General features: G+C 41.4%; 21 protein-coding genes. 3 read left to right on the top strand and 18 right to left on the bottom strand.

Annotated elements, in window-relative coordinates; genetic code table 11:
* Window positions 1-418 precede the first annotated feature (418 nt).
* Complete coding sequence (locus tag NSA57_RS05745) at window positions 419-838, top strand: 4Fe-4S binding protein (RefSeq protein ID WP_330671302.1); 420 nt, start codon at window positions 419-421, stop codon at window positions 836-838.
* A gap of 63 nt (window positions 839-901) precedes the next feature.
* Here the strand turns inward: NSA57_RS05745 and NSA57_RS05740 are convergent, their stop codons facing one another.
* Window positions 902-4,201 carry a YhgE/Pip domain-containing protein gene (locus NSA57_RS05740; protein WP_257464280.1) on the bottom strand — a complete coding sequence of 1,100 codons (3,300 nt, stop codon included), beginning with the start codon at window positions 4,199-4,201 and terminating at the stop codon, window positions 902-904.
* Window positions 4,202-4,559: 358 nt separating this feature from the next.
* On the opposite strand from NSA57_RS05740, the gene NSA57_RS05735 reads away from it, so the two are divergent.
* A complete protein-coding gene (locus NSA57_RS05735; RefSeq protein ID WP_257464279.1) occupies window positions 4,560-5,141 on the top strand; it encodes a TetR-like C-terminal domain-containing protein in 582 nt (193 codons plus the stop codon).
* Window positions 5,142-5,304: 163 nt separating this feature from the next.
* Here NSA57_RS05735 and NSA57_RS05730 read toward each other — a convergent pair whose 3' ends face one another.
* The 6 genes from NSA57_RS05730 to NSA57_RS05705 all read right to left on the bottom strand — a co-directional run bounded on the left by NSA57_RS05730 (window position 5,305) and on the right by NSA57_RS05705 (window position 11,637).
* A complete protein-coding gene (locus NSA57_RS05730) occupies window positions 5,305-6,381 on the bottom strand; it encodes a glycoside hydrolase family 30 protein (RefSeq protein ID WP_257464324.1) in 1,077 nt (358 codons plus the stop codon).
* Window positions 6,309-6,641, bottom strand: a complete 333-nt coding sequence (locus tag NSA57_RS05725) for a hypothetical protein (protein WP_257464278.1) — start codon at window positions 6,639-6,641, stop codon at window positions 6,309-6,311. Before NSA57_RS05725 ends, NSA57_RS05730 begins: the two co-directional genes overlap by 73 nt.
* Window positions 6,642-6,654: 13 nt before the next feature.
* Window positions 6,655-8,292, bottom strand: coding sequence for an alpha,alpha-phosphotrehalase (gene treC, locus NSA57_RS05720; RefSeq protein ID WP_257464277.1), 1,638 nt, complete (start codon window positions 8,290-8,292; stop codon window positions 6,655-6,657).
* Window positions 8,293-8,304: 12 nt separating this feature from the next.
* On the bottom strand, window positions 8,305-9,744 hold the full coding sequence (gene treP / locus NSA57_RS05715; RefSeq protein ID WP_257464276.1) for a PTS system trehalose-specific EIIBC component: 1,440 nt from the start codon (window positions 9,742-9,744) through the stop codon (window positions 8,305-8,307).
* 444 nt (window positions 9,745-10,188) lie between these two features.
* The gene (treR, locus tag NSA57_RS05710) at window positions 10,189-10,905 is read right to left on the bottom strand and encodes a trehalose operon repressor (RefSeq protein ID WP_022067247.1); all 717 of its coding nucleotides are present in this window, start codon (window positions 10,903-10,905) and stop codon (window positions 10,189-10,191) included.
* Between the two features lie 84 nt (window positions 10,906-10,989).
* Window positions 10,990-11,637: an L-rhamnose mutarotase gene (locus tag NSA57_RS05705; protein ID WP_173752554.1), complete on the bottom strand. Its 648-nt coding sequence runs from the start codon at window positions 11,635-11,637 to the stop codon at window positions 10,990-10,992.
* Between the two features lie 392 nt (window positions 11,638-12,029).
* Between NSA57_RS05705 and NSA57_RS05700 the strand changes: the two genes are divergently transcribed.
* A complete protein-coding gene (locus tag NSA57_RS05700) occupies window positions 12,030-12,686 on the top strand; it encodes a Crp/Fnr family transcriptional regulator (protein ID WP_257464275.1) in 657 nt (218 codons plus the stop codon).
* Between the two features lie 85 nt (window positions 12,687-12,771).
* On the opposite strand, the gene trxA is transcribed toward NSA57_RS05700, so the two are convergent.
* The 11 genes from trxA to NSA57_RS05645 all read right to left on the bottom strand — a co-directional run bounded on the left by trxA (window position 12,772) and on the right by NSA57_RS05645 (window position 25,186).
* On the bottom strand, window positions 12,772-13,080 hold the full coding sequence (gene trxA / locus NSA57_RS05695) for a thioredoxin (RefSeq protein ID WP_257464274.1): 309 nt from the start codon (window positions 13,078-13,080) through the stop codon (window positions 12,772-12,774).
* 194 nt (window positions 13,081-13,274) lie between these two features.
* Entirely contained in the window at window positions 13,275-14,768 is a 1,494-nt protein-coding gene (locus tag NSA57_RS05690; RefSeq protein WP_022067251.1) for a xylulokinase, read from the bottom strand.
* Between the two features lie 24 nt (window positions 14,769-14,792).
* Complete coding sequence (locus tag NSA57_RS05685) at window positions 14,793-15,629, bottom strand: class II aldolase (RefSeq protein ID WP_257464273.1); 837 nt, start codon at window positions 15,627-15,629, stop codon at window positions 14,793-14,795.
* 19 nt (window positions 15,630-15,648) lie between these two features.
* On the bottom strand, window positions 15,649-17,136 hold the full coding sequence (locus NSA57_RS05680; RefSeq protein WP_173752530.1) for an FGGY-family carbohydrate kinase: 1,488 nt from the start codon (window positions 17,134-17,136) through the stop codon (window positions 15,649-15,651).
* Window positions 17,137-17,141: 5 nt separating this feature from the next.
* The gene (locus tag NSA57_RS05675; protein ID WP_257464272.1) at window positions 17,142-18,107 is read right to left on the bottom strand and encodes an ABC transporter permease; all 966 of its coding nucleotides are present in this window, start codon (window positions 18,105-18,107) and stop codon (window positions 17,142-17,144) included.
* A 49-nt stretch (window positions 18,108-18,156) separates the two neighbouring features.
* On the bottom strand, window positions 18,157-19,647 hold the full coding sequence (locus NSA57_RS05670) for a sugar ABC transporter ATP-binding protein (RefSeq protein ID WP_022067255.1): 1,491 nt from the start codon (window positions 19,645-19,647) through the stop codon (window positions 18,157-18,159).
* Between the two features lie 103 nt (window positions 19,648-19,750).
* Window positions 19,751-20,725, bottom strand: coding sequence for a sugar ABC transporter substrate-binding protein (locus NSA57_RS05665; protein WP_022067256.1), 975 nt, complete (start codon window positions 20,723-20,725; stop codon window positions 19,751-19,753).
* A 386-nt stretch (window positions 20,726-21,111) separates the two neighbouring features.
* A complete protein-coding gene (locus tag NSA57_RS05660) occupies window positions 21,112-21,879 on the bottom strand; it encodes a DeoR/GlpR family DNA-binding transcription regulator (RefSeq protein ID WP_022067257.1) in 768 nt (255 codons plus the stop codon).
* Window positions 21,880-21,990: 111 nt separating this feature from the next.
* Window positions 21,991-23,136 carry an ABC transporter permease gene (locus NSA57_RS05655; RefSeq protein WP_257464271.1) on the bottom strand — a complete coding sequence of 382 codons (1,146 nt, stop codon included), beginning with the start codon at window positions 23,134-23,136 and terminating at the stop codon, window positions 21,991-21,993.
* On the bottom strand, window positions 23,123-24,244 hold the full coding sequence (locus tag NSA57_RS05650) for an ABC transporter permease (protein WP_257464270.1): 1,122 nt from the start codon (window positions 24,242-24,244) through the stop codon (window positions 23,123-23,125). Before NSA57_RS05650 ends, NSA57_RS05655 begins: the two co-directional genes overlap by 14 nt.
* 12 nt (window positions 24,245-24,256) lie before the next feature.
* Window positions 24,257-25,186, bottom strand: a complete 930-nt coding sequence (locus NSA57_RS05645) for an ABC transporter ATP-binding protein (RefSeq protein WP_354183517.1) — start codon at window positions 25,184-25,186, stop codon at window positions 24,257-24,259.
* Window positions 25,187-25,333 lie beyond the last annotated feature (147 nt).

Here is a 25,333-nt window from a genome sequence, read left to right as displayed (position 1 = left end):
CAATTCCCTCCTGAAAATATCTCTGTTTTCCTTTTGATGGTCTGAGTATAAAAAAAATTTGTGTTTACTTTGTGGGAAAAATGTGAGGAATCTGTTAAATGTCCCTTTTTATTATCATACCCCATTCTTCAGACTAACACCAGACCTTCATAAAAAATATCCAAAATATCCGTTATAAATTGCAGATCACTCCATTCACAGCAGCGTGGTCAAAATGTATTCCAAATTACTTCCAATAATGGCATTTTGCCCTGCATGTATCTGGATTCCGGCAAAAATATGCCAGAACGCCTCACCAGATATTCCCTTTAAACAATCATCTTCAAATGTATTCTTTGTGAAAAAAAGCACAAAACAAATTGTAGATATACAGAAAGAATGATATAATGTAACAAGCTGAACACAGCAGATGATGAGTATGGTAAAAACAACAAAAAGCGGAGGTAAGGTAATGAAAAAACTGACAGTAAAAAAAGGCGCCACCTGTATGGCATGTCTGGAATGTGTAGAGGCCTGTTCAAATGCTTATTACAAGGAATCTAATGTATTAAAATCCTGCATTCAGATTGTAGAACGCAAGGGAGAGCCAAAGCCAATGGCATGTCCTCAGTGCGGAAAATGCGCAGAGGTCTGTGAAGCAGGCGCAATCACTCAGAACGCAAAAGGCGTATACATGGTAAACAAAAAACTGTGTACCGGCTGTGGAAAATGCGTGGAAGCCTGTCCGTTCGGCCTGATGGTAAAGGCTGAGGACAAACCAACCGCATCCAAATGTACAGCCTGCGGTATCTGTGTAAAAGCCTGTCCAATGGAAATTCTTGAGGTCGTTGAGAAATAATACATAATTGCTGAAAAACGCTGCAATCCTCAGTTGATTCCGGATTGCAGCGTTTTTCTTTTTTTATGCTACTCCATGTGCTTCCAGCCAGTCATAAAGAACCTTCTTTCCGCTCTTTCTGGCATGTGCCATATGGTTAAACTGTAAAATCGTCAGTACTGTAAATATAATTGCCAGCACAAGCAGTACAACAGCTGCTGTTCCTATACTTTCGCCTCCTGCAATGGTGCTTCGGAATGCATTGACAGTATAGGTAAAAGGCAGGTAATTATGAATCTTTGCCACAAAGGAAGGTGAAATCTCTACCGGATAGGTTCCTGCCGAACCTGCAAGCTGAACTACCATAAAGATCAGCATCAGGAAGCTTCCCACCTTGCCGAAGGTAATATTAAAGAAATACATAATAGATGTAAATGCCACAGCTGCCAGACAGGAGAAAAGAACTGTCTTCGTCATTTCTGCCGGTGTGAATCCGTCTATCAGGTGAAGCAGAACGATCAGAAGAACTCCCTGAAGGACTGCTACCGGATAAAGAACCGACGCCTTACTTGCCCACCATGCCAGGCCTGATTTTAATTTTCCTTTGTACTCTGTCAGAGGATACATCAGACAGAAGGCGAGACAGCCTACCCACAGACCTACAGACATCATATAAGGAGCCATGGCGTGACCATTATTCTCCACTGTTGTCATCTGTGTTTCTTCCTCTTTAACCGGTGCGGCAAACATGCTTATCATATCATCATTGGCTTTTGTTTCTTTTACCTGCTTTGCGCCGTCGCTGAGACTTGTCTGCAGGGTTTCTGAACCGTCGCTTAATTTTTTGATTCCGTCTCCCAGTTCCTTTGAGCCGTCATAAAGCTGTGAAGAGCCGTCCTGGATCTGTCCTGCGCCGTCAGCGAGCTGGTCAGCGCCGCTGTTCAGAGTACTGTTGTTTTCAACCAGCTTACTGGTTCCGGCTTTCAGAGTTTTGGTGCCTTCTGCAAGCTGCGCGGCTCCTGATGCAAGGGTTCCGGCTCCTGATGCAAGCTGCTGAGTTCCTGAGGTAAGAGCTTCATTATTTCCTGCCAGTGTTCTGACTCCGGCTGTATAGGTTTTGATTCCTTCACTTAAAGTACCGACTCCGGCTGCCAGATCCCTGCCTCCGGCTGTCAGCTGACTGATGCCTCCTGTTACGGTGCTGCCTGCTGCTTTCAGAGTTTTTGCTCCTGTTGTCAGAGCTTTATCATTGGCTGTCAGCTGTGCAAATCCTTCATTCAGAGCCTTTACACCTGCAGCTGCCTTCGGGAAATCTTTTGTTCCCTCTTCCAGTGTATCGAGAGCAGAGGCTACCGCTCCCACACCCTGATCTACTTTCTGAGATCCTGCATAGAGCTGTCCCACAGCAGTTGTCACCTGATTGATGGGATCCGCTGGGATTGAAGGAATATTTTCTGCTCCGGCTGCCATTTTCTGAGCGCCGGCTTCCATCTGATCCGCGCCCGCCTTCATTTCTCCTGATTTTGTTCCAAGAGTCTCTGCACCCTTTTTCAGTCCTTCTGCCGCTTCATTCAGCTGTCCTGCTGTTCCATTTAAGGTTTCCTGTACGCCTGCCAGCTGCTGTGAGGCTGCGTCTGCAATCTGCTGTGCCTGTGCTGTATAGGCAGAAGCATCCATGTTTTCCACATTGTTCTGTACTGCATCTACTCCGGATACACCGGAAGCAGAATTGCCAAGCATTCCGATCACAGCATTCAGGCTTGCTGCGGAAACCATTCCGTTTTCGTCGGCTGAACCCTGGATTCCCTGAATGGCTACCTGGGCGCCTGCCATAGATGCCTGCATACCTGATATCTGCTGGTTTGCCGCCTCGATCTGTCCGTTTGCAGAAGCAATCTGTGCGTTTGCCGCATCAATCTGTGATCTTGCCGCATCCAACTTTCCATTTGCATCCTGAGCACACTGATTTACAATGCCAGTCACTCCGTTTACTGCATCTGCCACAGGCCTGGATGCATTCTGAACCTGGGCTGCCACAGAAGAAATCCCCTGCCCTGCCTGAGTGATCACGCCTGCCGCATTTGTCATTCCCTCTGCGGCCTGGGTCATTCCGGCAGAAGCAGTAGTCATTCCTTTGCCTGCGCTTTCCATTCCGTTTTTCGCTTCATTTAAACCGGCTGTCAGCTTTTTGATATTTTCTGCTGTCAGGCTGCCGCCCAGCTCTTTCAGCTGTCCGTACAGTTCCCCTAAACCGGATTCCAGCTGCTGAGTCCCTGATTTCAGAGAGCCCTCTCCTTTGGAAATAGAACTGTTCAACTGTGAAATGCCTGAAGATACCTGACCGATTCCCTCCAGTGGTGAAAGCTGTTTTGCTCCGGCTGCAAGCTGATCTGCTCCGGCAACATACTGTGTCACTCCGTCTGCAAGAGTATTTGCTCCGCTTACATACTGTGTAGTTCCATCCTTCAGGGTATCAAGACCTTTTTTCAGAGTCTCTGCTCCTTCCTGAAGATCTGCTGTTCCGGCTGTCAGCTGTGCAGAATTTGCGTCAAGCTTTGCAACGCCGTCTGTATAATCCTTAACGCCCTGATTCAGCTTATTTACACCGGCTGTAAGCTCAGGAACCTTTGCTGTCAGAGTTCCCACTCCATCATTCAGCTGTGTAGCTCCGTCATCTACCTGCGCCACACCGTCCGTATATTCTTTCAGACCTTCTGTCAGAGTATTTGCTCCATCCTTAAAGGTAAGCGTGCTGTCCGCCAGCTTTTTCAGATTGTCTGTAATGGTTTTATTTCCGTCAGAAGCATCTCCAAGTCCGTCCTTCAGTTCCTTTGAACCATCGGCAGCCTCCTGCATACCGTCTCCAACCTCTGTAATCTGGTCAAAAACTGTCTGAGTATAGGTTTCTGTTACCTGAGAAGCTACCTCGTCACGGATTTTTACAACAGCGCTCTCGCTCATTTTGGAAGCAATGTAATTGGTTCCCGGATTTGTTTCATATTCCAGTTCCATTTTCTTTGGCTTCTCATCCATCAGAGTAGAAGCATTCTCAGAAAAATCTTCCGGAATGGTAATTACCATATAATATGTACCATTTCTCAGGCCCTGCTCTGCATCTTTACTGTCCACAAAATGAAAATCAAGGGAATCATTATCCCTCAGGGCATCTTCCATATCACTGCCCACACTTAAAGTTTTTCCCTCGTATTCCACTGATTTGTCATTGTTGACTACTGCTACAGGAAGGTTATCCAGACTTCCATATGGATCCCACATGGATTTCAGGAACAATCCTGCGTAAATGACCGGGATTATGATAATAGCCATAACAACAACTACCAGCATTTTGTTCTTCAGCAGATTCTTCCACTCATTTTTGATCATAGCTGTTCCCTTTCTTTCATGATATATTTTTATATAGAAATTACTTTATTTAAACAGATCAGACACTTTCTGCCGTACAGAATCTGCCTGATTCTGTTGATTACATTATATTCTGTTAATCAATCATTGTTCTATTAATAGCTTATATTCTATTAACCATTTTTATTTCTATTAATAAACAATATGTTGCTTTTCTTTACAAAACGTATTATACTAAAACTGAAAAAAAATACAAGCGACAAAAAAAGAGCTTAATATTTACTAATCGACATTTTTTTATATTTTGTCTACTAAACATAAAATTTGACATTTCTACCAAAACAATGCCCTTTTTTGCAAAAAGATTGGAGGTTTTTTCATGGCTGAAAAAGTTGACCGAAGAGTCAGAAAAACAAAGATGCAGCTCAGGCAGGGACTTGCCCGCCTGATGCAGAAAAAAAGTATCAAAGAAATCACTGTAAAGGAACTGGTAGACGAAGTGGATATTAACCGCTCCACCTTTTACCTGCATTATACAGACATCTACCAGATGCTTGAAAAAATTGAAGAGGAAGCTATGGCAGACATCCGGGAAGCTATGGAGGGCTGTCCCGACGACTGCACAGAAAGGGAAAAGATCATTCCCTTTCTTGCCCGTTTTTTCTCCATTATGGACAGCAACCGGGATCTTTCCCTGGCGCTTCTGGGACCTAACGGAGACATGGATTTTGTGGAGCGGATTGAGACACTGATCGCTAACAAATTCCTGAAACAGAGCAGCTTTCCGGCTACTGACAGCGAGATACGCTATGCCTATGCCTTTTGTCTCAGCGGCTGTATCGGAATGATCAAAACATGGCTGTCCAGAACAGAGCATGAATCTCCGGAAGCCATGGCAGAGCTTACCTATCACCTGATCGACAACACCACTCAGGAATATATTCAGAATTATATCCGGTAAGCCGGATAAGTAAGCGGTTGTTGCGGAAAATGCAATGACCAGTCCTCACGATACAAGGAAAGAAAAAACAGATCATCCAAATAAGGCACAGCCAACGTTTTTATCCGTGGGCAGTGCCTTATTTTATCTGCAAATCATTTCTGTATTATTCCGAAAATTTTTATCATTCGTATTCTATTGTGCAGGTAGTGACGGACTGGGGAAGAACATTTAAAGTCCCAGTCTGTCCATGAAGCCTCAGATTTACAGGAAGCTGTTTTTCTGTCCGGTTCAGAAGAACCAGAATGATGCTTCCGTCTGTATTTTTATAGGCAACAGACTCTATCTTATCTGTGTATACAGAATGGGCGATCCGCACGCTTCCGGGACGCAGATAATGGGAGATGTGATAAAAACAGTCAAGGGTCGGCTGGGGGAGCAGCCGTTTCTTTCCTTTATGGAAAAGACAGGGAGCGTGACAGTAATTTCCAACATAATTAGGACCGCCCTCTTCATCCAGACAGAGATTCCAGTCATGAAACATACTCATTCCATGATTGAGGTCCCCGATCAGCTCATGAAGAAGAGAAAAAGCGCCCTCTGTCACATCATCTGACCGGAATTTGCAGTATTCCAGGCAGCTTTCGGAAAGGATCAGCTTCAGTCCGGGAAATCGTTTCCGCACCAGCTCCATTTCCTCAAAATGATCTCCGCTGTACCAGTGAAAGGCCATTCCGGTGATCATTTTTTCTGTTTCACTGTCAATGGTTTCCACCGCCCGTTCATAAAGCCGTTCCTTATTATGATCCCAGATGTAGATTTCAATTTTATCCAGCCCATGTTTTTTCAGCGCAGGATAAAGAGCTGTTTTCAGAAACTCCCTCTCCTCCTCTGCACTGTACAGGCAGGAATCCCATTTCTGTACTGCGTTGGCCTCGTTCTGAATGGACATTCGTTTTACCGGAAAGCCCTCTGCCTGCAGGGCAAGGATGTACTGGCAGATATATTCAGCCCAGTCCGGATAGTATTCCCTTTTCAGATGTCCGCCCCGCTGGCGCTGTCCGTTTGTTTTCATATATTCCGGCGGAGACCAGGGAGAAACCATGATCTCCGGCTGCTCCTCACAGACTGCAAAAATATCTTTAAGCATTGGAAAAATATATTTTCCCGCTCTCTGGACCGCCACCTTTACGGGTTCTTTTTCCACAAGTGAATCATAGGTCTCCAGAGAAAAATCACAACTGTCAACAGGAACACGCAGAAGCCGGTAGCCAAGTCCCTCTTTATGAAATATGTAGAAAGGACTTCTTTTTTCTGCTCCTCATTCATCAGAGAATACACATATGCCGCTGCATCTGTCACTGCGCCCCCGAAGCCCTCAAATACTTCCCAGGAAAGCTCCGGGTGCAGGTTGATCACCTGATTTTCTGTATTTTTTTCATCTGGGCTCAATCTGCCCTGCTGGGTATAATGACCTGTTCCGCCTCCGGCAAAGCAGGTAGTAAGCGCTTTAAATTTCATAGTATGCCTCTTTTCAGCGGAGGAACATCACTGCCTCATAAGGTCTTAAAACAAGCTCCCTGGGGCTAATCTCCTCTCCGTAATTAGAAAGAATGCTCTTGCAGTCTTCCGGAATGGAATACGGTACCTTTACTTCACCGTCAAAGAAATTACAGAACACATAAAGCTCTTTTCCCTGATACTCACGTTTGTATGCAAGGATTTCTTTATCCTCGCGAAGAAGAGGTGTCACAGCGCCTTTCTGGATCACAGGAAGCTCTTTTCTTAACTTCACAAGCTCTTTATAATACTGGAAAACAGAATCCGGCTCATGTCTGCTCTCTGTGTTGATCTCTTTGTAGCGATCACATACTTTCAGCCACGGAGTTCCCTTAGTGAAGCCTGCGTTCTCAGAAGCATCCCACTGCATTGGGGTACGGGAGTTGTCTCTGGACTTGGCGCCCAGAATACGGATCACTTCCTCCTCGCTCTTACCCTGAAGCTTCAGGATATTATAATAGTTCAGGCTTTCAATATCCATATACTCGTCAATAGAGGTATAGCCGGCATTTGTCATACCGATCTCCTCTCCCTGATAAATATAAGGTGTTCCCTTCAGACCGTGAATTGCTGTGGCAAGACATTTTGCAGATTTTACACGGTATTCCTTTTCATTTCCGATTCTGGAAACAATTCTCGGCTGATCATGGTTGCACCAGAACAGAGCATTCCAGCCGCCACCCTTTTCCATTTCTTCCTGCCAGGTAAACAGATGCTTTTTCAGATCATGGAAGCGGAAAGGCTCGATCTCCCATTTATTTCCGGAAGGATAATCCACTTTCAGGTGATGGAAGCTGAAGATCATGGACAGCTCGTTAGATTCCGGGTTGGAATAGCGGATACTGTTTTCCAATGTGGTAGAAGACATTTCTCCTACAGTTACCACATCGTCATATTTTCCAAAGGTATTCTCGTTCAGCTCCTGAAGATACTGGTGGATTTTTGGTCCGTCTGTATAGAAACGATGTCCGTCCCCTTCCAGATCATCCTCATAAACGTCCGGCTTGGAGATCAGGTTGATCACATCGAAACGCAGTCCCTTTACCCCCTTTTCCAGCCAGAAGTTTACAGTATCATAAATATCCTGACGCACCTCCGGGTTTTCCCAGTTCAGGTCTGCCTGGGTTACATGGAACAGATGAAGGTAATACTCATCTGTTTCCGGAAGGTAGCTCCATGCGTTTCCACCAAATTTTGACACCCAGTTTGTAGGCGGAAGACCATTTTTTCCTTTTTTGAAGATATAATAGTTTCTGTATTTCGGATCACCCTTCAGAGCCTTCTGAAACCACTCATGCTTTGTGGATGTATGGTTCAGAACCATATCCATCATCAGGTACATGCCGCGCTTGGCAGCCTCCCGTACCAGCTCGTCAAAGTCCTCCATAGTTCCGTATCTGGGGTCAATATTTCTGTAATCCGCGATATCGTATTCGTTGTCATACTGAGGAGAGGTAAAAAACGGAGTGATCCACAGATAGTCCACACCCAGCTCTGCCAGATAATCCAGATGCTCAATTACGCCTCTCAGATCTCCGAAACCGTCTCCGTCTGTATCCTGAAAAGACTTGGGATAAATCTGATATACTACTTTTCCGCCTAATTCCACCATAGTTTTTCTCCTTTAGTTTTTCTTTCTGTTTTCACTGTTCAGTGATGTTTTTGATAAAAGCAGCGTAAACAGAATTGATAATACAATACAAAGCGCCATAACTCCAATATATGGAAGCATATACTGGGCTTTCATGGAAAGGAATGCAGGAAGTCCGCCGACACCTACACTGTTTGCAATTACTCCGATCAATCTGGAAATCATTCCTGTAACTCCTGTTGCAAGCATGGCTCCCACAAACGGATACAGATATTTCAGGTTAATACCGAACATTGCCGGCTCTGTAACTCCCAGATATCCGGAAATAAACGCCGGAACACCAACCTCTTTTGCCTTTGCATTTCTTCTGTTGATGATTACAAAAGCCACTACTGCAGAAGCCTGGGCAATATTATTGAGAGCAACAACCGGGAAGGTATAGATTCCGCCTACAGTTTCCGCAGCCTGAAGGTCGATAGGAAGCATTGCATGATGAAGTCCTGTAATAACCATAAGTGGATACAGAAGGCCGTAAATACCACTGACGATCCAGCTGAAGGAAGAATCAAAGCCTACCTGAATGATCTTTGCCAGTCCGTCGCCGATCACACGTCCGAAAGGTCCGATCACTGTATGGGCCAGAAGAACCGCCGGCACCAGTGAAAAGAACGGTACTACGATCATGGAGATCATTTCCGGCACATGCTTTTTCAGGAATTTATAAAGCACAGAAAACAGAATTCCAACAAGGATTGCCGGAATTACCTGTGACTGGTATCCTACCATATTGATATGGAAAGCGCCAAAATCCCATGTTTTGATGTCCCCGCCTGTAGCCACTGCCTGCACATAGTCACTGGCTGACATCAGCTGCGGAGAAACCAGAGTAATTCCAAGGACAATTCCGAGAACCGGATCAGAATTCATTTTTTTGCACACAGAATAAGTGATAATTACCGGAAGGAAGGTAAAAATTGCCTCACCGATCAGCCAGAGGAAATTATACACACCGTTCCAGAACGGATACACTGCTGTGATTGTTTTTGTTCCATTTTCCAGAAGCGCAATATCGCCGATAATGTTACGGAATCCAAGAATCAGACCACCTACGATAATTGCCGGGATAATCGGCGCAAAAACCTCTGCCAGGTTTGCCAGAAGGCGCTGAAGAAGATTCAGATTGCCTTTTGCCTCTGTTTTTACTTCTGCCTTACTTACGCCTTCAATTCCGCTTGCCTCTACAAAATCATCATAAAAAGTAGAAACCTTGTTGCCGATAATGATCTGAAACTGTCCGCCCTGAGTAAAGCTTCCTTTTACACAGGAAAGCTCCTCAATCGCCTTCACATCTGCCTGTTTCTGATCTTTAAGTACGAATCTCATTCTTGTTGCACAATGAGTAAATGACACAATGTTTTCTTTGCCGCCCAAAAGCTCTAGCATCTTTTTTGCATCATTTGCAAATCCTGCCATCTTTCCATCCTCCTTATACGTATATCTTTTTTCTTTATTATATTTGTACGTACAACTTATATTTATATATTAATTTATACGTTCATTTATGTCAAATACTTTTGTGTTGTGTTTTTGAATAAAATTTTGACTTTGTTTTTGTGTACTTTGTCCAATAAACTCCCCAGAATTACAGGAAATGACTTTCTTATTTATCCTGGATTTTCCGGTTCAAAAAATGTATCTGCCGGATTCAGACTGCCATGTGAAGTCCTGTTCCGCATATATCCGACCGTCTCCTCACGGAGCGTTTTCCGGGAAGATCCGTACAGAATATACTGCTTTCCTGATCAGTAAAAAATAAAACTGCCCCGGTTTTAAAACAGGACAGTTGTTATTTCCATAAACTATATATAATTCTCAAAAACTCTGCCGGCAGGAATCTGGAACTGCGGCTGAATTCTCCTACAGTTTTCTCTTTGCCAGATCTACAAATCGGAATTTATCCGGCCTGTGACGGGATTCTGTACACTGAAACAGCGTATTATTTTCCAGATATGTGTGGCTTTTTACCACCACGACCATGTTATAATCCCCCATGTCCAACAATTCATAATCCTCTGCATTTGCCTTCTGCACCGTAATTTCCTTTACCGCATAGCTGATCTGAAGCCCAAGCTCTTCCTCCAGATAACGGTAGACGGACACCTTACATTCATTCAGAGGAAGACGAGGAACAACATCCCTTACAAAATAGTCCTTATCAAGAATAACTGCCTCATCTTTCATGCGCCTTACCCGGATCAGTTCATAAACCTCTCCGTTTACACTCTGCTGAAAAATTTTTTTAATTTTGTGGGAATCCTGCAAAATATCAAGATTTACCACCTCTGTCTCCGCATGGGCATTTGACAGCTTATTTACCTCCTGAAAGCTTGCAATTTCAGAAAGCGGGAACGTATACCTCTGTTTTGGCATTACCAGCGATGCCCGTCCTCTTCCTCTCTGAATATATCCGTTCTGCTCCAGTAAATTCAGGGACTTGCGGACAGTATCCCGGGAAACCTGATAGCTTTCCATCAGACTGCTTTCTGTAGGCAGCCGTTCTCCTTCTGCAATCTGACCGCTTTCGATTTTTTCCTTCCATTCTTTATATATAGTTACATACTTACTTTCTTTCATATGTGCTCCAAACCTTCCACTGCTGTCTTATCCTGCCTCAGTAATTTTCTGCCGCAGGCTGAACCATAAGCCGCACCGCTCTGTTCAGTTATGCCACGCCAGACGCTTTACATCTGCATGGACTTCTCCTGTCATCCAGTCCACATCATTTGTGATCCAGTCCATAATCTCAAGCTGACGCATTTCCCAGGAAACCGTTGCTTCTCTTGAAGCAATCGTTTCCTCTGTTTCCATGGTAGTGTCAATTTCATCATAGCCGAAAATATATCCTCCGGCGCTCCAAATACTGAAATTACTGTCCGGACCGGGATCTGCAGTCTCTCCCCGCTCTGCGACCAGCCTGTCATGGCGGGCCTTATACTCTTCTTCGCATCCGTCTTTCAGTCTGGTCATAAAAACTCTGTGGCGGATCAGTTCTTTGTTTTTTCTCACAATGCCAAAATTATGATACATCAGCCGCATATCCTGACCCGGAGTGGAAATCCAGTCAAACGTATCCTGGATTTTTTCTGTAAGAACTGCAATTTCTGCCTTTTCCCCTTCTCCTTTGCATCTGTTATCCTGGTTTTCATAATATCCAAAAATCAGATCCTCCGCATTCCAGATACTGAAATTACTGATCTCATTTCTGTCCAGAAATCCGGTCAGCTCCGGCCATATTTCGCCAAGCTTTTTCCTGTATGCGTTCATCTGCCCTTTTTTTATTTTCATTGCAAATCCATGTCTTTCCATAAAAATCTCCTTCCTGTAAACCGCCTGCTGCTTTATCATAAATTCCTGCCTGTCGGCATCATGCCATACTTCCGGACCTGTGTAGATCCCTTGTCATATTTTGTATATGCCAAAAAATAAATAAAAAATTCGTACTCTTTTTAACCTGTTCATTTATAATTAAAAAATACATTACTTAAATTTTATCACATGCCTCCTGACTTTTCCAGATATTTGACAGATTCCAAACCGTTCTATATACTTAAATTACTGTTTACACCATTCACTGTAAGAAACCGGGGCTTGTTCCGGAGTACTTCTCACAACAAATTTTACATTTAACAGAAAAACCTTAAAATCATTGTTGCCGGCAGTATCGTTCACACCGGCTGCCCGTAAAAGGAGGCATAAATATGGATTTCTCCACACATTTTCCCATATGGGATAAACTGACACCTGCCCAGCAGAAAACAATTTCCCAGACATCTTTTCAGCGGTCTGTCTCTAAAGGGACCGTCCTTCACAACGGCTCTGTAAGCTGTCTTGGAATGCTTCTGATCCTTTCCGGACAGCTTCGGTCATATATCGTATCTGATGAGGGAAGAGAAATCACTCTTTATCGTCTTTTTGAGCGGGACGTATGTATTTTTTCCGCATCCTGCGTGATGCAGAACATCCAGTTTGAAGTTATCATTGAAGCCGAAAAAGACAGTGAAATACTGGTTCTTCCACCCCATATATACAAATCTCTGATGGAAGAATCTGCTCCAATGGCAAACTTCTCCAATCAGATCATGGCAAGTCACTTTTCCGAGGTAATGTGGCTGATCGAACAGATTATGTGGAAAAGCTTTGACAAAAGACTGGCCGCCTTTCTTGTGGAAGAAACTCTTCTGGAAAACACTGATATATTAAAGATCACTCACGAAAAAATAGCCAATCATCTGGGAACTGCCCGGGAGGTAGTCACACGGATGCTCCGCTATTTTCAGAGTGAAAATCTGGTGAGACTGTCCCGTGGAACCATCGAGATCACGGACAAAAAAGGACTGGAAGAACTTTCAGAATGAACATGTTCAATACAAAAACAGGGAACTCCTTTTCCGGACTGTCCGACCTGAAGGAAATTCCCTGTTTTGTACTTTTTATTTCGTTTTACTGAACCATGTCCAGGATCTCTTCTTTTGGCTTCACTCCCATAGAACGGTTCTGAATCTGTCCGTTTTTGATAACCACCAGTGTTGGGATTGTCATTACCTGGAACTCAGATGCCAGTTCCTGCTGCTCATCCACATTTACCTTGCATACCTTAATACTGTCATTTTCTTCTGCAATTTCTTCCACTACCGGGGAGAGCATCCTGCAGGGTCCGCACCATCCTGCCCAAAAATCCAGCAGAACCGGTTTATTACTGTTCATTACTTCTTCCTGAAAATTATTTTTTGTAATATTTAAAACTGACATATGATCCTCCTCCTGCCCGGCGTTCCGTCTCCTGCATCCCGGACATTGTGTATTTTTATTTATTATTTCCATTTTTACAGGATTTATTTTCATGCTCTGCTTTTACATCACACTTCTGTATCAGATTTATTTCTGTACCTTTTTCCTCCTGTTTATGTATGTATCATACACGAAGATTCTCGGCCAGTCTGTGACTAAATCACCTTACTTCCATTTTCAATATATTTCAGGCCTTTTCGCATCCTCAGATATTTCTCATATTTTTTTTCACAAAAACTTGCAGCTTTCCTGTCCGGTTGATAACAACATTCTGTTATTACATTGCCTTCTGTTATTCTTTGTAGTGATGAAAAATTCTCATTTTTATAAGATGCTAACAAAGCAATTCCAAAAGCAGGTCCTATCATTCCTTCCATTTTTTCAACTGAAACGTTAAGAACATTTGCCATTGTTTGAAGCCATACCGGGCTTTTCGCTCCTCCACCTACTACTTTTACACTTCCATATTCCCTGATAGGCAATTTCATTTTTTCTGCCAGTTCTCGAAATCCCATACACAGACCTTCTATAACTGCATAAAACAGGTCTTCCTGGGTAGTAGAAAGATTGATTCCTGTAAATGCTCCTCTCAGTTCTGTATCTGCATAAATTGTTTTTTCACCGTTTAAATGAGGATAAAACATTAATTCATTTTCTGCCATTTTACTAACATCCAGTTCTGTTGTCATTTTATGAAAATTCCTCATTTCCATAATATCACGATTCCACCAGTCAAATGTATTTCCATTACATTGAACTGCTCCCTGAACCAGAAAAGAATATTTTTTATCATCAAAAGAAAACAATATCTTTTTCCCTCTTGTCTGGCTCTCAGGCTTCTCTATTGGCATCATAAATATCCCGGATGTCCCCAGGGAAATAACAGGATATCCAAGACCCAGACATCCTGTAGAAATAGCTGTTGCAGGATTATCTCCTGTCCCTACAATCACCTCCACATCTGAACTGAACTGGAATTCCTCAGCTATTTCAGGTAAAATTTTCCCTGCTTTTCGGGCGCTTCCTTTTATTTCCGGATATGTATTTTTTTCTAATCCTATTAGTTGCCTTATTTCTTCTGACCATTCTTTTTTATCAATTCTATAAAGACATGAGGTTGATGCTTCACAGTAGTCTGTTACTGTATTTCCGGTAAGGCAAAATACTAAATAATCCGGTCCTATCAAAAACTTTTTTATTTTTTCCAAATTCTCCGGTTCATATTTTTTCATCCAGTAAAGATTTGCTGCCGGACTTCCTGTTGAAATTGTTTTAGACAAATATTCCCCTTCTGGAAACTTTCTGATTTTATTTTTTAACTCTGGAAGAATTATTTTTGTTCTTGTATCATTCCACATCATTGCAGGACGGACAGCTTTCCCATCTTCTCCCAGAACAATCAGCGTATGCATCTGACCGGTAACCCCAATTCCAGCCAAAGCACTTGTATCCTGCCCTTCCATTATTTTATGGATACCTTTTTTCATAGCAGAATACCAGATTACGGGATCAATCTCACTCCATCCGTCTCCTGCATGCACTGCTTCGTATTCCTCAGAAACCTGTCTGAGAACAGCCTTTTCCGAGTCAATAAGCACCATTTTCATCGCGGATGTTCCCATGTCTATTCCCAAATATGTATGTTTCAAACTAACACCACCTACAGAAGAAATTTAGTGTTCATTAATCATTGTTACCAGCTCCCGTGCCCGTCTGCTTACCTCTTCCACTGCCTCCAGGCTTAAATGTATTACATCATGTTCATTATGATTACTTTCATATGCACTTCCAAATGTCTTAATATATTCTTTACGAAGATCAGAGCCGTAATTAATTTTTATCAGTCCGTATTTTTTAGCTTCCCATATAACTTCTTTAGGTATTCCAGATCCACCATGTAAAACCAGCGGCACCTTACTCACCTGATTAATTTTCTCCAGAAGTGGTATATCAATCTGAGGATTCAAACATAACCCATGAACATTTCCCACAGACACAGCTAAAGTATCACATCCTGTCCGTTCCACAAAATCTGCTACCATATCGGGATCTGTTTTACATTCTGCCTCATTTATAATATCCTCTTCTTTTCCCTTCAATGCTCCCAGTTCTGCTTCTACTGGAATTCCATAAAAATGGCAGTAGTCTGCTGCTTTTCTGCATTCCTTTATATTTTCTTCAAAAGGAAGGTAAGATGCATCAATCATAATTGATGTAAACCCCGCATCTATACATGCTTTTACATCCTCAAAAGATTTCCCATGATCCAAATGCAAACCAATAGGTGTCTCTGACTTTTTGACCGCATCTGCTGCCATTTCGGCAATAATCTCCGGATTTGACAATCTCAAATTGTTTGAAGAAATCTGAATATATCCTGGAAGCTCTGCTTTCATTAGCCCATCCGCAATAGCATACGTCATTTCTAAATTTGTCGTATTAAATGCGGGAAGTACATAATGATACCTTTTTGCAAATTCCATTAATTTAAAACCATTTACCAGCCTCATTGTTTTAACCTCCACATTTTTATCTAAATCTGTGCATTAACTCATATAGTTCCTTATATTTTTTAAATTTTTCATTATAATACCGATGCATCTCCGAATCTGGTTTAAAACATTTTTTTATTCTTACTGTCTTTTTTATCCCTGCTTTCAAAGACTTATAGGCTCCTGTAGCAACTGCTGACATCAACATACACCCCAATGTTCCAGCCTCTTCACTTTCCAGAGAATATACCTCCATTCCAAACACATCTGCTCTTATCTGAAGGGTCAGATCTGAAACTGATCCGCCTCCTGTTGCTGCAATCTTTTTCATCTTCGTACCAATTACATTCATTCTTTCATACGCCAGATACATCTGAAATGCCATTCCCTCAAGAATCGCTCTGTATATTTCCTCTGGTTTTGTATGAATTGTTAATCCTGTAATTGTTCCTTTTGCATCCATGGAAAGATCCGGATTTCCTGCCGAGCCAAATTGGGGTAATAACAGTATGTCTGTATGTATATTTTTTGCCTTATCCTCCATTTCTCCCCAAAAATCCTTACCCTGTTTTTGGCACTCCATAGATATACCCTGAAAAATAGTATCTCTTGCCCAGTTTTTCAGTATTCCACAGGTAGTTACTTCAATACTGGATAAATATGTATTGTTCAACACATACGGAATACAGGTAAAATTATTTTGTATCATATAAGGAGTCATTTTTATTTCCGGCAGCATTGTAAACATAAATTCACAGGTACCCATGCCAATTTCGCCGTTTTCTGAAGATATCAATCCACTCCCCAGAGCCGCACAGGTCTGATCGTGCCCACCTGCTATTACTTTTAGCTCATGATTTAATCCCAGTCTTTCAGCTATCTCCGGCAAAACAGTTCCAATAACTGTAGACGGTGCCACAGGTACGGACATCTGTTGTAAAGAAATACCAGCTGCCCCCAGAAGTTCTTCTGACCACTCCTTTTTTCTGATATCAAAAGCCATACTTCTTGCCGCCGAGGAATAACTCACCATTCTTTTTCCTGTAAGGATATATCCAATAAAATCTTCATAATATAAAATAGCTTTTGCTTTTTTTATCACATCTGTATTCTGATTCAGCCACATATATTTCGGAAGACCATATAATTCATTTGGCGGAAGCCCTGTTATTTCAAAAATATGCTGTGCTCCAAAATGCTGAATCAATTCCTGAATTTCTGTGATTCCCCTACAGTCTCCGGTAAGCATCGAATTGGCCAGAATATTATTATTCTCATCAAGACATACAACTGATTCGCCAAGACTGGCTACTGCCAAAGCTTCTATATTTTCCGGACAATTTTTTCCGGCTTCTGATAAAATAATCTTGACATTTTCCAGAACCACTTCAGGATTCAGTTCTCTAAATCCATCCCTTCCCTCTTCCCGATACTTTCTGGATGATCGAAAAATCACATGTCCTTCCAAATCATATACCAGCAGCTTACATCCACTGGTTCCTATATCAATTCCTGCAAAAGCCATTTTTCTCACTCTTTCGTTTTTGTTTTTCTTACTACATCAATAACGACAGCAACAAGAATAATAATGCCTTTAAATACTTCCTGCCAGAAAGAATTGATGCCCATAAGATTCAGACCGTTTGTGATTACCCCAATAATTAAAACTCCAATAAAAGTTCCTCCAACAGTACCAACACCGCCTGACATACTTGTTCCGCCAATAACAACAGCTGCAATAGCATCCATCTCAAATCCACTTCCCAGAGTTGCAGCTGCACTTCCCAGTCTTGCTGACCAGATCAATCCACTGAGGCCACAGAAAAGACCAATAAGAACATACGGAAGCATATTATATTTTTTTACATTCACTCCGGAATACTGAGCTGCCAGTTTATTTCCACCAATCGCATAAATATAGTATCCGAAACGTGTACGGTTCAATAAAAACCATGTAAATACCAGAATCACTGCAGCATAAATAATAATAACGGAAATTCCTCCTATGGAAGTATTGCCAATAGCTGTATAGGAATCATCTCTTACACGAATAGTAACTCCTCCCGAAATAATTTCCGTAAGCCCACGTCCAATACTCTGTGTTGCTAAAGTTGCTACAAAAGCAGGTACCTTTAAATAAGAAATTGCAATGCCATTTACAATACCTACCAGGGCACCTACCATAAGGCAGATACAAATTGTTGGTCCTGCCGGAAGCCCCATATTTGTCATCATATAAGCCCCAATAATGCCTGACAGACCTACTGTAGATCCAACAGAAATATCAATCTCTCCCATAAGAATTGCCATCAGCATTCCACAGCTGATAATCGCATTTACAGAATTAGATTTTAGTAGATTTAATATATTCGAAGTTGTCAAAAATCTTGGCGTAGATATGGTAACAACTATGATTAAAAGAATTAAGCCAATAATTGTTCCTATATTTCGTTTAAAAAAATACATGCCTGGTATTCTTTTTTTCTCTGTATGCATTTCCAGACCTCCTGCTTCTTTTTTGTCTACTGTTTTTGTTAAATAAATATTATCTCTGTGTTGCCAGCTTCATCATCGTTTCCTGAGAAAATTCATTTTCACTGATCTCTCCTGTAATCTTTCCCTCACACATCACATAACATCTGTTGCACATATTAATAATCTCCGGAAGTTCTGAAGAAATCATAATAATACATACGCCACTTGCAGCCAACGCATCAATAATTGCATAAATCTCTGCCTTTGCTGCAACATCAATTCCCCTTGTAGGCTCATCCAGAATAATCACTCTTGGATTATTTGCCAGCCATTTACTTAATACGACTTTTTGCTGATTTCCTCCACTTAAATTTCCTGTAAGCTGTTTTGAAGATGTAATTTTAATAGAAAATTTTTTTCTGTACTCTTCTACCATTGAATTCCACTCTTTATTTTTTACACGAATTCCTTTTACAAAATCCTTCAAACAGACAAGACCCATATTGAATTTCACATCATTTTTCAGGATAAGCCCTTCACCACGTCGATCCTCTGAGACATAAGCAATACCATTTCTGATTGCATCTTTCGGATTTTTAATTTCAAGAGACTTCCCATCTAACTGTATCTCTCCATTCTTTTTAGCATAAGCTCCAAAGACTGTTTTCATTAATTCTGTTCGTCCTGAACCTACCAGTCCGGCAAAGCCTACAATTTCTCCATATCGTGCTGTAAAACTCGCATTACTGAAATATTTTTCATGAGAAAGATTTTTTACCGATAATGCTATTTCCCCAATGTGATGCTTGTTTTTTGTATAAAAACTATCCAGTTCTCTTCCTACCATCAGATTAATCAAATTATCTTTTTCTGCTTCTTTTGTTTTAATATCTCCCACCATTTTCCCGTCACGAAGCACTACTATTCTGTCTGTAATTGCAAATAATTCTTCCAGTCTGTGAGAAATATAAATGATGCCTATGTTTTTTTTCTGAAGCAGCTGAATAATTCCAAACAAAATCTCCACCTCTCCCTGTGATAAGGAAGATGTTGGCTCATCCATTACTACAATTTTAGCTTCTGCTGAGATTGCTTTTATGATTTCAACCAATTGCTGCATTCCCATTGTCAGGCTTCTGACTAACTGATCTGCCCTGAGGTTCAGGTTAAGATCATCAATCAGTTTTTGTGTCTGTCTTTCCATCTCAGGTACATCTACCAATCCAAACTTATTTCTTGGTTCTCTCCCCAAAAATACATTGGCAGCAATAGTTCTATCCGGAACAAGAACAATTTCCTGATGAATGATTCTGATCCCATTTGCACCGGCTACTGCAGCAGAAGATATATTCTTTACCTCTCCATGTATACGGATTTCTCCCGAATCAGCTTTATAAATTCCACCCAAAATTTTAATCAGAGTTGATTTTCCTGCACCGTTTTCACCGAGGATAGCAACGACCTCTCCTTCATTTACAGAAAGCTTCACACCGTTCAACACAATATTGGATGAAAATGCTTTGGTTATATCATTCATTTCCAACAACTTTGTTTCGCTCATATTTATGCTTCCTCTCATAAATTCTTTAAAAATTGGGCGTTGCAATACACCCGCAACGCCCTGCTTTAATCCAGCTGTATTTAGCCGAATGTTTCCATATCAATTACTCTTCCAGAGAATCCCATGCGTCCAGGTCATAATCATCAATGTTGTCTGCAGTAATGCTGTAGGACTCAATCGCTGTATTAAATTCAATTTCTTTCCCTTCCAGAAGATCTATTGCTTCTTTTACTCCAAGATATCCCATATAGGTAGGTCTTTGTGCAGATGTCTGAACCATAGTTCCATCTTTGACTGCATGCTTTCCAATAGGCGCTCCATCTTTTCCAAGAATATCAATTTGACCTGTTTTTCCGGCATCTTCTACCGCCTGTACTGCTCCCAGTGCAGAAGTGTCATTAATGCAGTAAATAACATCAATATCATCATGAGCCTGAAGTGCATCTGACACTACATTAAACGAAGTTTCTGTTGAACCTTCTCCTTCTACTACCTGTACTTCTTTAAATGCCTCAGCATTTTCTGTATTATCCTTTATTCCTTTCCAGAAGCCATCTACATTAATAATACAGGATTCTGCAGTCTGCAAATGAACAACCAGTACATTTGCTCCATCCGGATGATTTTCTGCTACCCACTGACCTGACAAATAGCCAAGCTGGGTATTATCTGAAGCAATGATTCCATCTACCAGCTCATAATCATCTTCTGTAATAACATTATCAATATTAATAACCTTTACTCCTGCATCCTTACATGTCTGAAGTACAGTCTGCGCTCCTGCTGAATCGTAGGGAATATAAATCAATGCATCAATTCCACTGGCAATCATATCGTCAATCTGAGAAGCCTGCTGTGTTGGATCATTCTGAGGATCAAAATAAATCAACTCATTTCCTGTCTCATCACAGGCTTTTTGTACTCCATCAAGAACAGCTGTAAAATATTCATTTGTCAATGTATACGGTGAAAATCCAATTGTATAACTCTCTTTTTCATCAGCTTTTACTGTAATACCTGACACCATAGATACTGCCATTGCTCCTGTAAGAAGCACTGCCATAAACTTTTTCTTCATATCTGAAAACCTCCCTTTGTCTTATAATTTTGTTTGTTTTTGGAATTGGCCGTTTCCTTTTTGTTTATATGAACATATTATCATAACATTTTTTTTAATTCAATGTGATTAATTACCAATTATACTTATTATATTTTGTGCATTTCATCTTTTAAGTGTTTGATTTTCTCTATTATATTGTTTGTATTTAATTTATTTTTCCCTGTTTCCCTCTCATTTTTCATAGTTTTTCACACTTTCCCCAGGCACATAATGTTCGTTTTTAGTTCGCAAAATGTTCGTTTTTAATTCATGGAAATTTATAGAATAAATTGTTTGTTTGAACAAAAAAAGTCTGATACAGAACATATTTCTGTACCAGACCTCAGAGCCTTACATTTATTCTGTTATTCTGCAATCATCACATTTACGCGATGACGCTTCATTAAAATCATTCCTTCTTCATCTATCCCTGCGTCTGTTATTAATCCATCTATTTGAGACAGACTTCCAAATTCATTCAAATCATATGTATTAATCTTAGAAGAATCAGCAAGTACATAAACCTTTTTGGCAACTGAAAAAAGGGAACTCTTTAGCCGTGCTTCCGGCGAATATCCATCATATAACTTTCCATCTGTACCAATAGCTGCTGCTCCGATAAAAGCAATATCCAGCTGATAATTTTTTAACTGTTCTTCTGCCACCGGACCTGAGCTGCAATTTGTAATTCGAATCATATCGCCTCCCAACATAATGACCGACAGATTTTCGAACTGCAACGCCTGTTCCGCAACTTTAAGATGATTTACAACTACCACGGCCTTCGTTTCCTCATTCAAATAATTAAGAATGATTCTGGTAGTTGAGCCTGCATCTACAAATATCCTCTGACCACTTCGTATCATTGTTGCCGCCATAGCTGCAATTTTTTCTTTTGTTTCTTTATGAGCAATTCTGGCTTCATCAAATGAAATCATTCTTACTACAGGCTGATTACCCAATTCAGCACCTCCATGAGTTCTGGAGATGTTATATTGACGAGCCAGAAAATTCAAGTCTCTCCTTATTGTCATTTCTGATATTCCGAATCGCTGCGCTAAATCAGTAACTGTTACTTTATGCTGTCTCTGTAGTATTTCCAGAATAGCAAGGCATCTCTCACTCTTCTTCACAGGAGTACCATCCTTTTCAAATATTTACCTGTTTCTATTATAGCATTTAGGTAAGCTTTTTCAAGCGATTTTATATTAGCTTTAATCAGATCTTCCTGTGACTAAATCACCTTACTTCCCTGTACTTCTGTATTTTTCCACCACCAGCGTCAGGCACACAAACACCACTCCGAATACAAGCTGAATACCAACCGCCTGGTATATCTGTATTTTTGCGCTGCCGGTCAGTACAGTAAACTCTCCCAGAATTTCATTTGCGGTTTCATACCAGTATACAGGAAGAAACTGACTGACGTTTTTTACTCCTGTGGAAATATAGTCCAGAGGAACAAATACTCCGCAGAGGAAACACATTCCCAGAGAAATAATGTTCATGGTTCCTGTCAGTGCATCCTTATTCGTTACAAGACTTCCTGAGAAATAGGCAATAGAAACAGCTACAAAAAACAAAGCTGCTGTATTCATAACAAGATATCCCCAATTACCATTTGCACACAGTTCTTTTCCATACCAGATCAACGCAACCAGAATAATCAGTACAAACAGTGCTGTGCCGGTCACGATCATACATAGGATTCCCTCCAAAGCCTGGCGTCTGGAAGAAACCGGAGATGCCAGCATTCTGTGCTTCAGGCCTTTTTTACGAAAAACAAGAAGCACATTTCCTATCACAAAACCCAGAAGGGCCAGCGCCAGGTATGGAACATACCGAAAATAATAAATATACTGAGGTGTCTCTCCGGAACCCATTGACGTGTCAAGCTCTACTTTCACCGGTATGTCCTTTACGAGAGCATCTGCCATTTCCTTCTCTGTAAATCCTGCTGTCTGACAGGTTCTTGCATTGTTCAGAAAGCTGTTGATCTGCTGATCCACATAAATGCCGGAATAGGTATCCGGAACAGTGGTAACAGGAAGCATTCCTCCACTCACAATACATTTCCGATAAAAATTTTCCGGGATTCTTACAATATACTCCACATCACGGTAAAAAAGCTTTTCCTGCATAGCAGAAATGTCATTTTCCAGCGGTATCACTTCATGAAAGTTATCCAGATATGTTCTCAACGCCATAGCAAACGTTCCTCCGTCCTCATCTGCGATTCCTATCTTCAAAGACTCTGCCTGAAAGCTTTTCTCCGTCTTTCCTGCCGCTGACTGCATCAGAAGCGTGCAGGCAAAAAAGATTGCCACATACATAAGTATCAGCCATCTGCTCTGTCTGATCACTTTCATATAGCCTTTAAATACTGTCATAGCGAACCCTCCTTACTACCAAAAATGAACCGGCCGTCAGTACCACAGCCATGATCAGAAGCGTAATAAGATTCGTCTTCATTCTCTCCGGATCATCATAAACATTAATGCAGTAAAATGCATCTGTGATCAGAGCTGCCGGATTCAGTTTATTGATGATCGGCATATTCTGGTCTACTGCAAATTTAATTTTAGAATTCATTAATCCTGCAAGAGTACTTCCTGTCATGGAAATGCCAAGCATGATCGCCACTTTCATGTTTTCGCTTAACTTTGACGCACTGGAAACAAAAACTCCCATACTGACCCCCACAATACACCCAACCAGGGAAATCAGGAGCATCTGCGCCATACTTTCCTGAAATTCCATACGAAGAACATATCTCAGATAAAGCAGGAGAATCACTACGTTCAGGAAATGGATAAAAAACGAAGTCAGCATTTCTGTAAGGATCATAGTCATTCTGTGTACAGGTGACACACACTGCCTTGCCGCAAGATCTGTTACATTTGCCTGAAGCCAGAAAGCCGATCCCATTCCCACAAAGCAGCCATAAAGGCAGGCCATACCTACCAGAGCATAAAAAAACACAGAATTATTATTTGTACTTTTTCCTCCAAGAGATACATTTTCCACAATTTCCTTATAATCCGACATGGCTGCCACTGCCTGCTCCATATTTTCCGGATGGATCTCTGCCACGGTTTCCAGCGTATTCTTACCGTTCAGGTAGCTTTCCAGAAGACTCTGCATCACACTTTGCGCCATTCCGCTTTTTGCAACCTGCAGATAAGGTGTGTCTGCTCCGAAAAAAATCCCGTCCAGCTGTCTTTCCTTCAGCTGTTTCTTTGCCTCCGTTTCTGTCATAGTCTCCACATGGATAAGAATTCCACCTTTTTCAATTTCCTCAAGATACTGAGAAAAAACAGGATTGCCCGCGCCTTCCTCTACATATCCGGCCTGAACAGTCTCAAAATCAGACTCTGACATATTTCCAAATCCAAAGTAAAACAGAGTTCCCATAATAAGGGGAAAAATACAGGGCCAGAATATAATGTTAAAGTTCTTTATTTTACGGATAATGCTGTATTTAATTAACTGAACCATAAACCTTTCCTCCTAATCCCGAAGCTCTTTTCCTGTAATTTCCAGAAATACATCATTAAGAGTAGGAAGCTCTGAGTAAACTCTTCCAAAACTGATCTCCTGATCTTCCAGATACCGCAGGATCCTCACAAGATTATGCTTTGCCTCTGTACACTGCACCCTGAGAATGTCGTTTTCATAATCTACCTTAAATACATGAGACAGTTCCCGAATCTGTACAAGCTGCTCTTCTTTCAGTACAACAGCCTCTACCGTCACCTTTTCCCCTGTTTTTATCATTCCTGTCAGCTGTTCCTTTGTTCCTGATGCAATACTTCTTCCATGATCCATAATTGCTATTCTTGTACAGATCTGCTCCACCTCTTCCATATAATGAGAAGTATAAATAATAGTGGAGCCCTGTCTGTTCAGCTGCTGGATTCCTTCCAGAATCCGGTTCCTGCTCTGAGGATCCACAGCTACAGTAGGTTCATCAAGAATGATCAGCCGTGGTTTATGTGCGATTCCACAGGCAATATTCAGACGTCTCAGAAGCCCTCCTGAAAGCTTCTTTGGGCGTATTTTCCTGTAATCCTCAAGTCCCACAAATGCAATTGCTTCCTCCACAAGCTGTTTCCTTTTTTTCCTGTCGTTTATATACAGGCCGCAGAAATAGTCAATATTCTCATACACAGTAAACTCATCAAATACTGCCACATTCTGCTGTACAATACCAATCTGCCTTTTTGCCTCATAATTATCAGGCTCCATCTCCTTACCAAAAATCCGGATGCTTCCCTTATCATATTTTAAAAGAGCAAGTATGCAGTTGATGGCCGTTGTTTTTCCCGAACCGTTTGGTCCCAGAAGACCAAAGATTTCTCCCTCCCGGATATCCAGATTCAGATGATCCAAAGCCACCAGAGAACCGTATCTTTTTACCAGATTTTCTATATGTACAATTCCTTCTTTTGCATAATCTGTTCCGCTCATCTTTTTCCTCCCGATAAATTTTTATTTTCTGTTTCCTGTCTGTAAAGGAGCAAATATAAAATTCTTCGCAGACAAATATGCCATATACATACACCAAAATATGCGAACCTCTGTATG

Origin of the sequence: Blautia caecimuris, from assembly GCF_024622975.1 — a bacterium.
GTDB classification, from domain to species: Bacteria; Bacillota; Clostridia; order Lachnospirales; family Lachnospiraceae; genus Blautia_A; species Blautia_A caecimuris.
Note: the sequence above shows the minus strand (reverse complement) of the source record. Positions and strands in the feature narration are given on the sequence as shown.

Bases quoted from the DNA above. Each gene is read 5' to 3' on its own strand.
- NSA57_RS05745 (WP_330671302.1), top strand. From the start codon at position 419: ATGGTAAAAACAACAAAAAGCGGAGGTAAGGTAATGAAAAAACTGACA.
- NSA57_RS05740 (WP_257464280.1), bottom strand. From the start codon at position 4,201: ATGATCAAAAATGAGTGGAAGAATCTGCTGAAGAACAAAATGCTGGTA.
- NSA57_RS05735 (WP_257464279.1), top strand. From the start codon at position 4,560: ATGGCTGAAAAAGTTGACCGAAGAGTCAGAAAAACAAAGATGCAGCTC.
- NSA57_RS05725 (WP_257464278.1), bottom strand. From the start codon at position 6,641: ATGAAATTTAAAGCGCTTACTACCTGCTTTGCCGGAGGCGGAACAGGT.
- treC (WP_257464277.1), bottom strand. From the start codon at position 8,292: ATGGTGGAATTAGGCGGAAAAGTAGTATATCAGATTTATCCCAAGTCT.
- treP (WP_257464276.1), bottom strand. From the start codon at position 9,744: ATGGCAGGATTTGCAAATGATGCAAAAAAGATGCTAGAGCTTTTGGGC.
- treR (WP_022067247.1), bottom strand. From the start codon at position 10,905: ATGAAAGAAAGTAAGTATGTAACTATATATAAAGAATGGAAGGAAAAA.
- NSA57_RS05705 (WP_173752554.1), bottom strand. From the start codon at position 11,637: ATGGAAAGACATGGATTTGCAATGAAAATAAAAAAAGGGCAGATGAAC.
- NSA57_RS05700 (WP_257464275.1), top strand. From the start codon at position 12,030: ATGGATTTCTCCACACATTTTCCCATATGGGATAAACTGACACCTGCC.
- trxA (WP_257464274.1), bottom strand. From the start codon at position 13,080: ATGTCAGTTTTAAATATTACAAAAAATAATTTTCAGGAAGAAGTAATG.
- NSA57_RS05685 (WP_257464273.1), bottom strand. From the start codon at position 15,629: ATGAGGCTGGTAAATGGTTTTAAATTAATGGAATTTGCAAAAAGGTAT.
- NSA57_RS05680 (WP_173752530.1), bottom strand. From the start codon at position 17,136: ATGGCTTTTGCAGGAATTGATATAGGAACCAGTGGATGTAAGCTGCTG.
- NSA57_RS05675 (WP_257464272.1), bottom strand. From the start codon at position 18,107: ATGCATACAGAGAAAAAAAGAATACCAGGCATGTATTTTTTTAAACGA.
- NSA57_RS05670 (WP_022067255.1), bottom strand. From the start codon at position 19,647: ATGAGCGAAACAAAGTTGTTGGAAATGAATGATATAACCAAAGCATTT.
- NSA57_RS05665 (WP_022067256.1), bottom strand. From the start codon at position 20,725: ATGAAGAAAAAGTTTATGGCAGTGCTTCTTACAGGAGCAATGGCAGTA.
- NSA57_RS05655 (WP_257464271.1), bottom strand. From the start codon at position 23,136: ATGACAGTATTTAAAGGCTATATGAAAGTGATCAGACAGAGCAGATGG.
- NSA57_RS05650 (WP_257464270.1), bottom strand. From the start codon at position 24,244: ATGGTTCAGTTAATTAAATACAGCATTATCCGTAAAATAAAGAACTTT.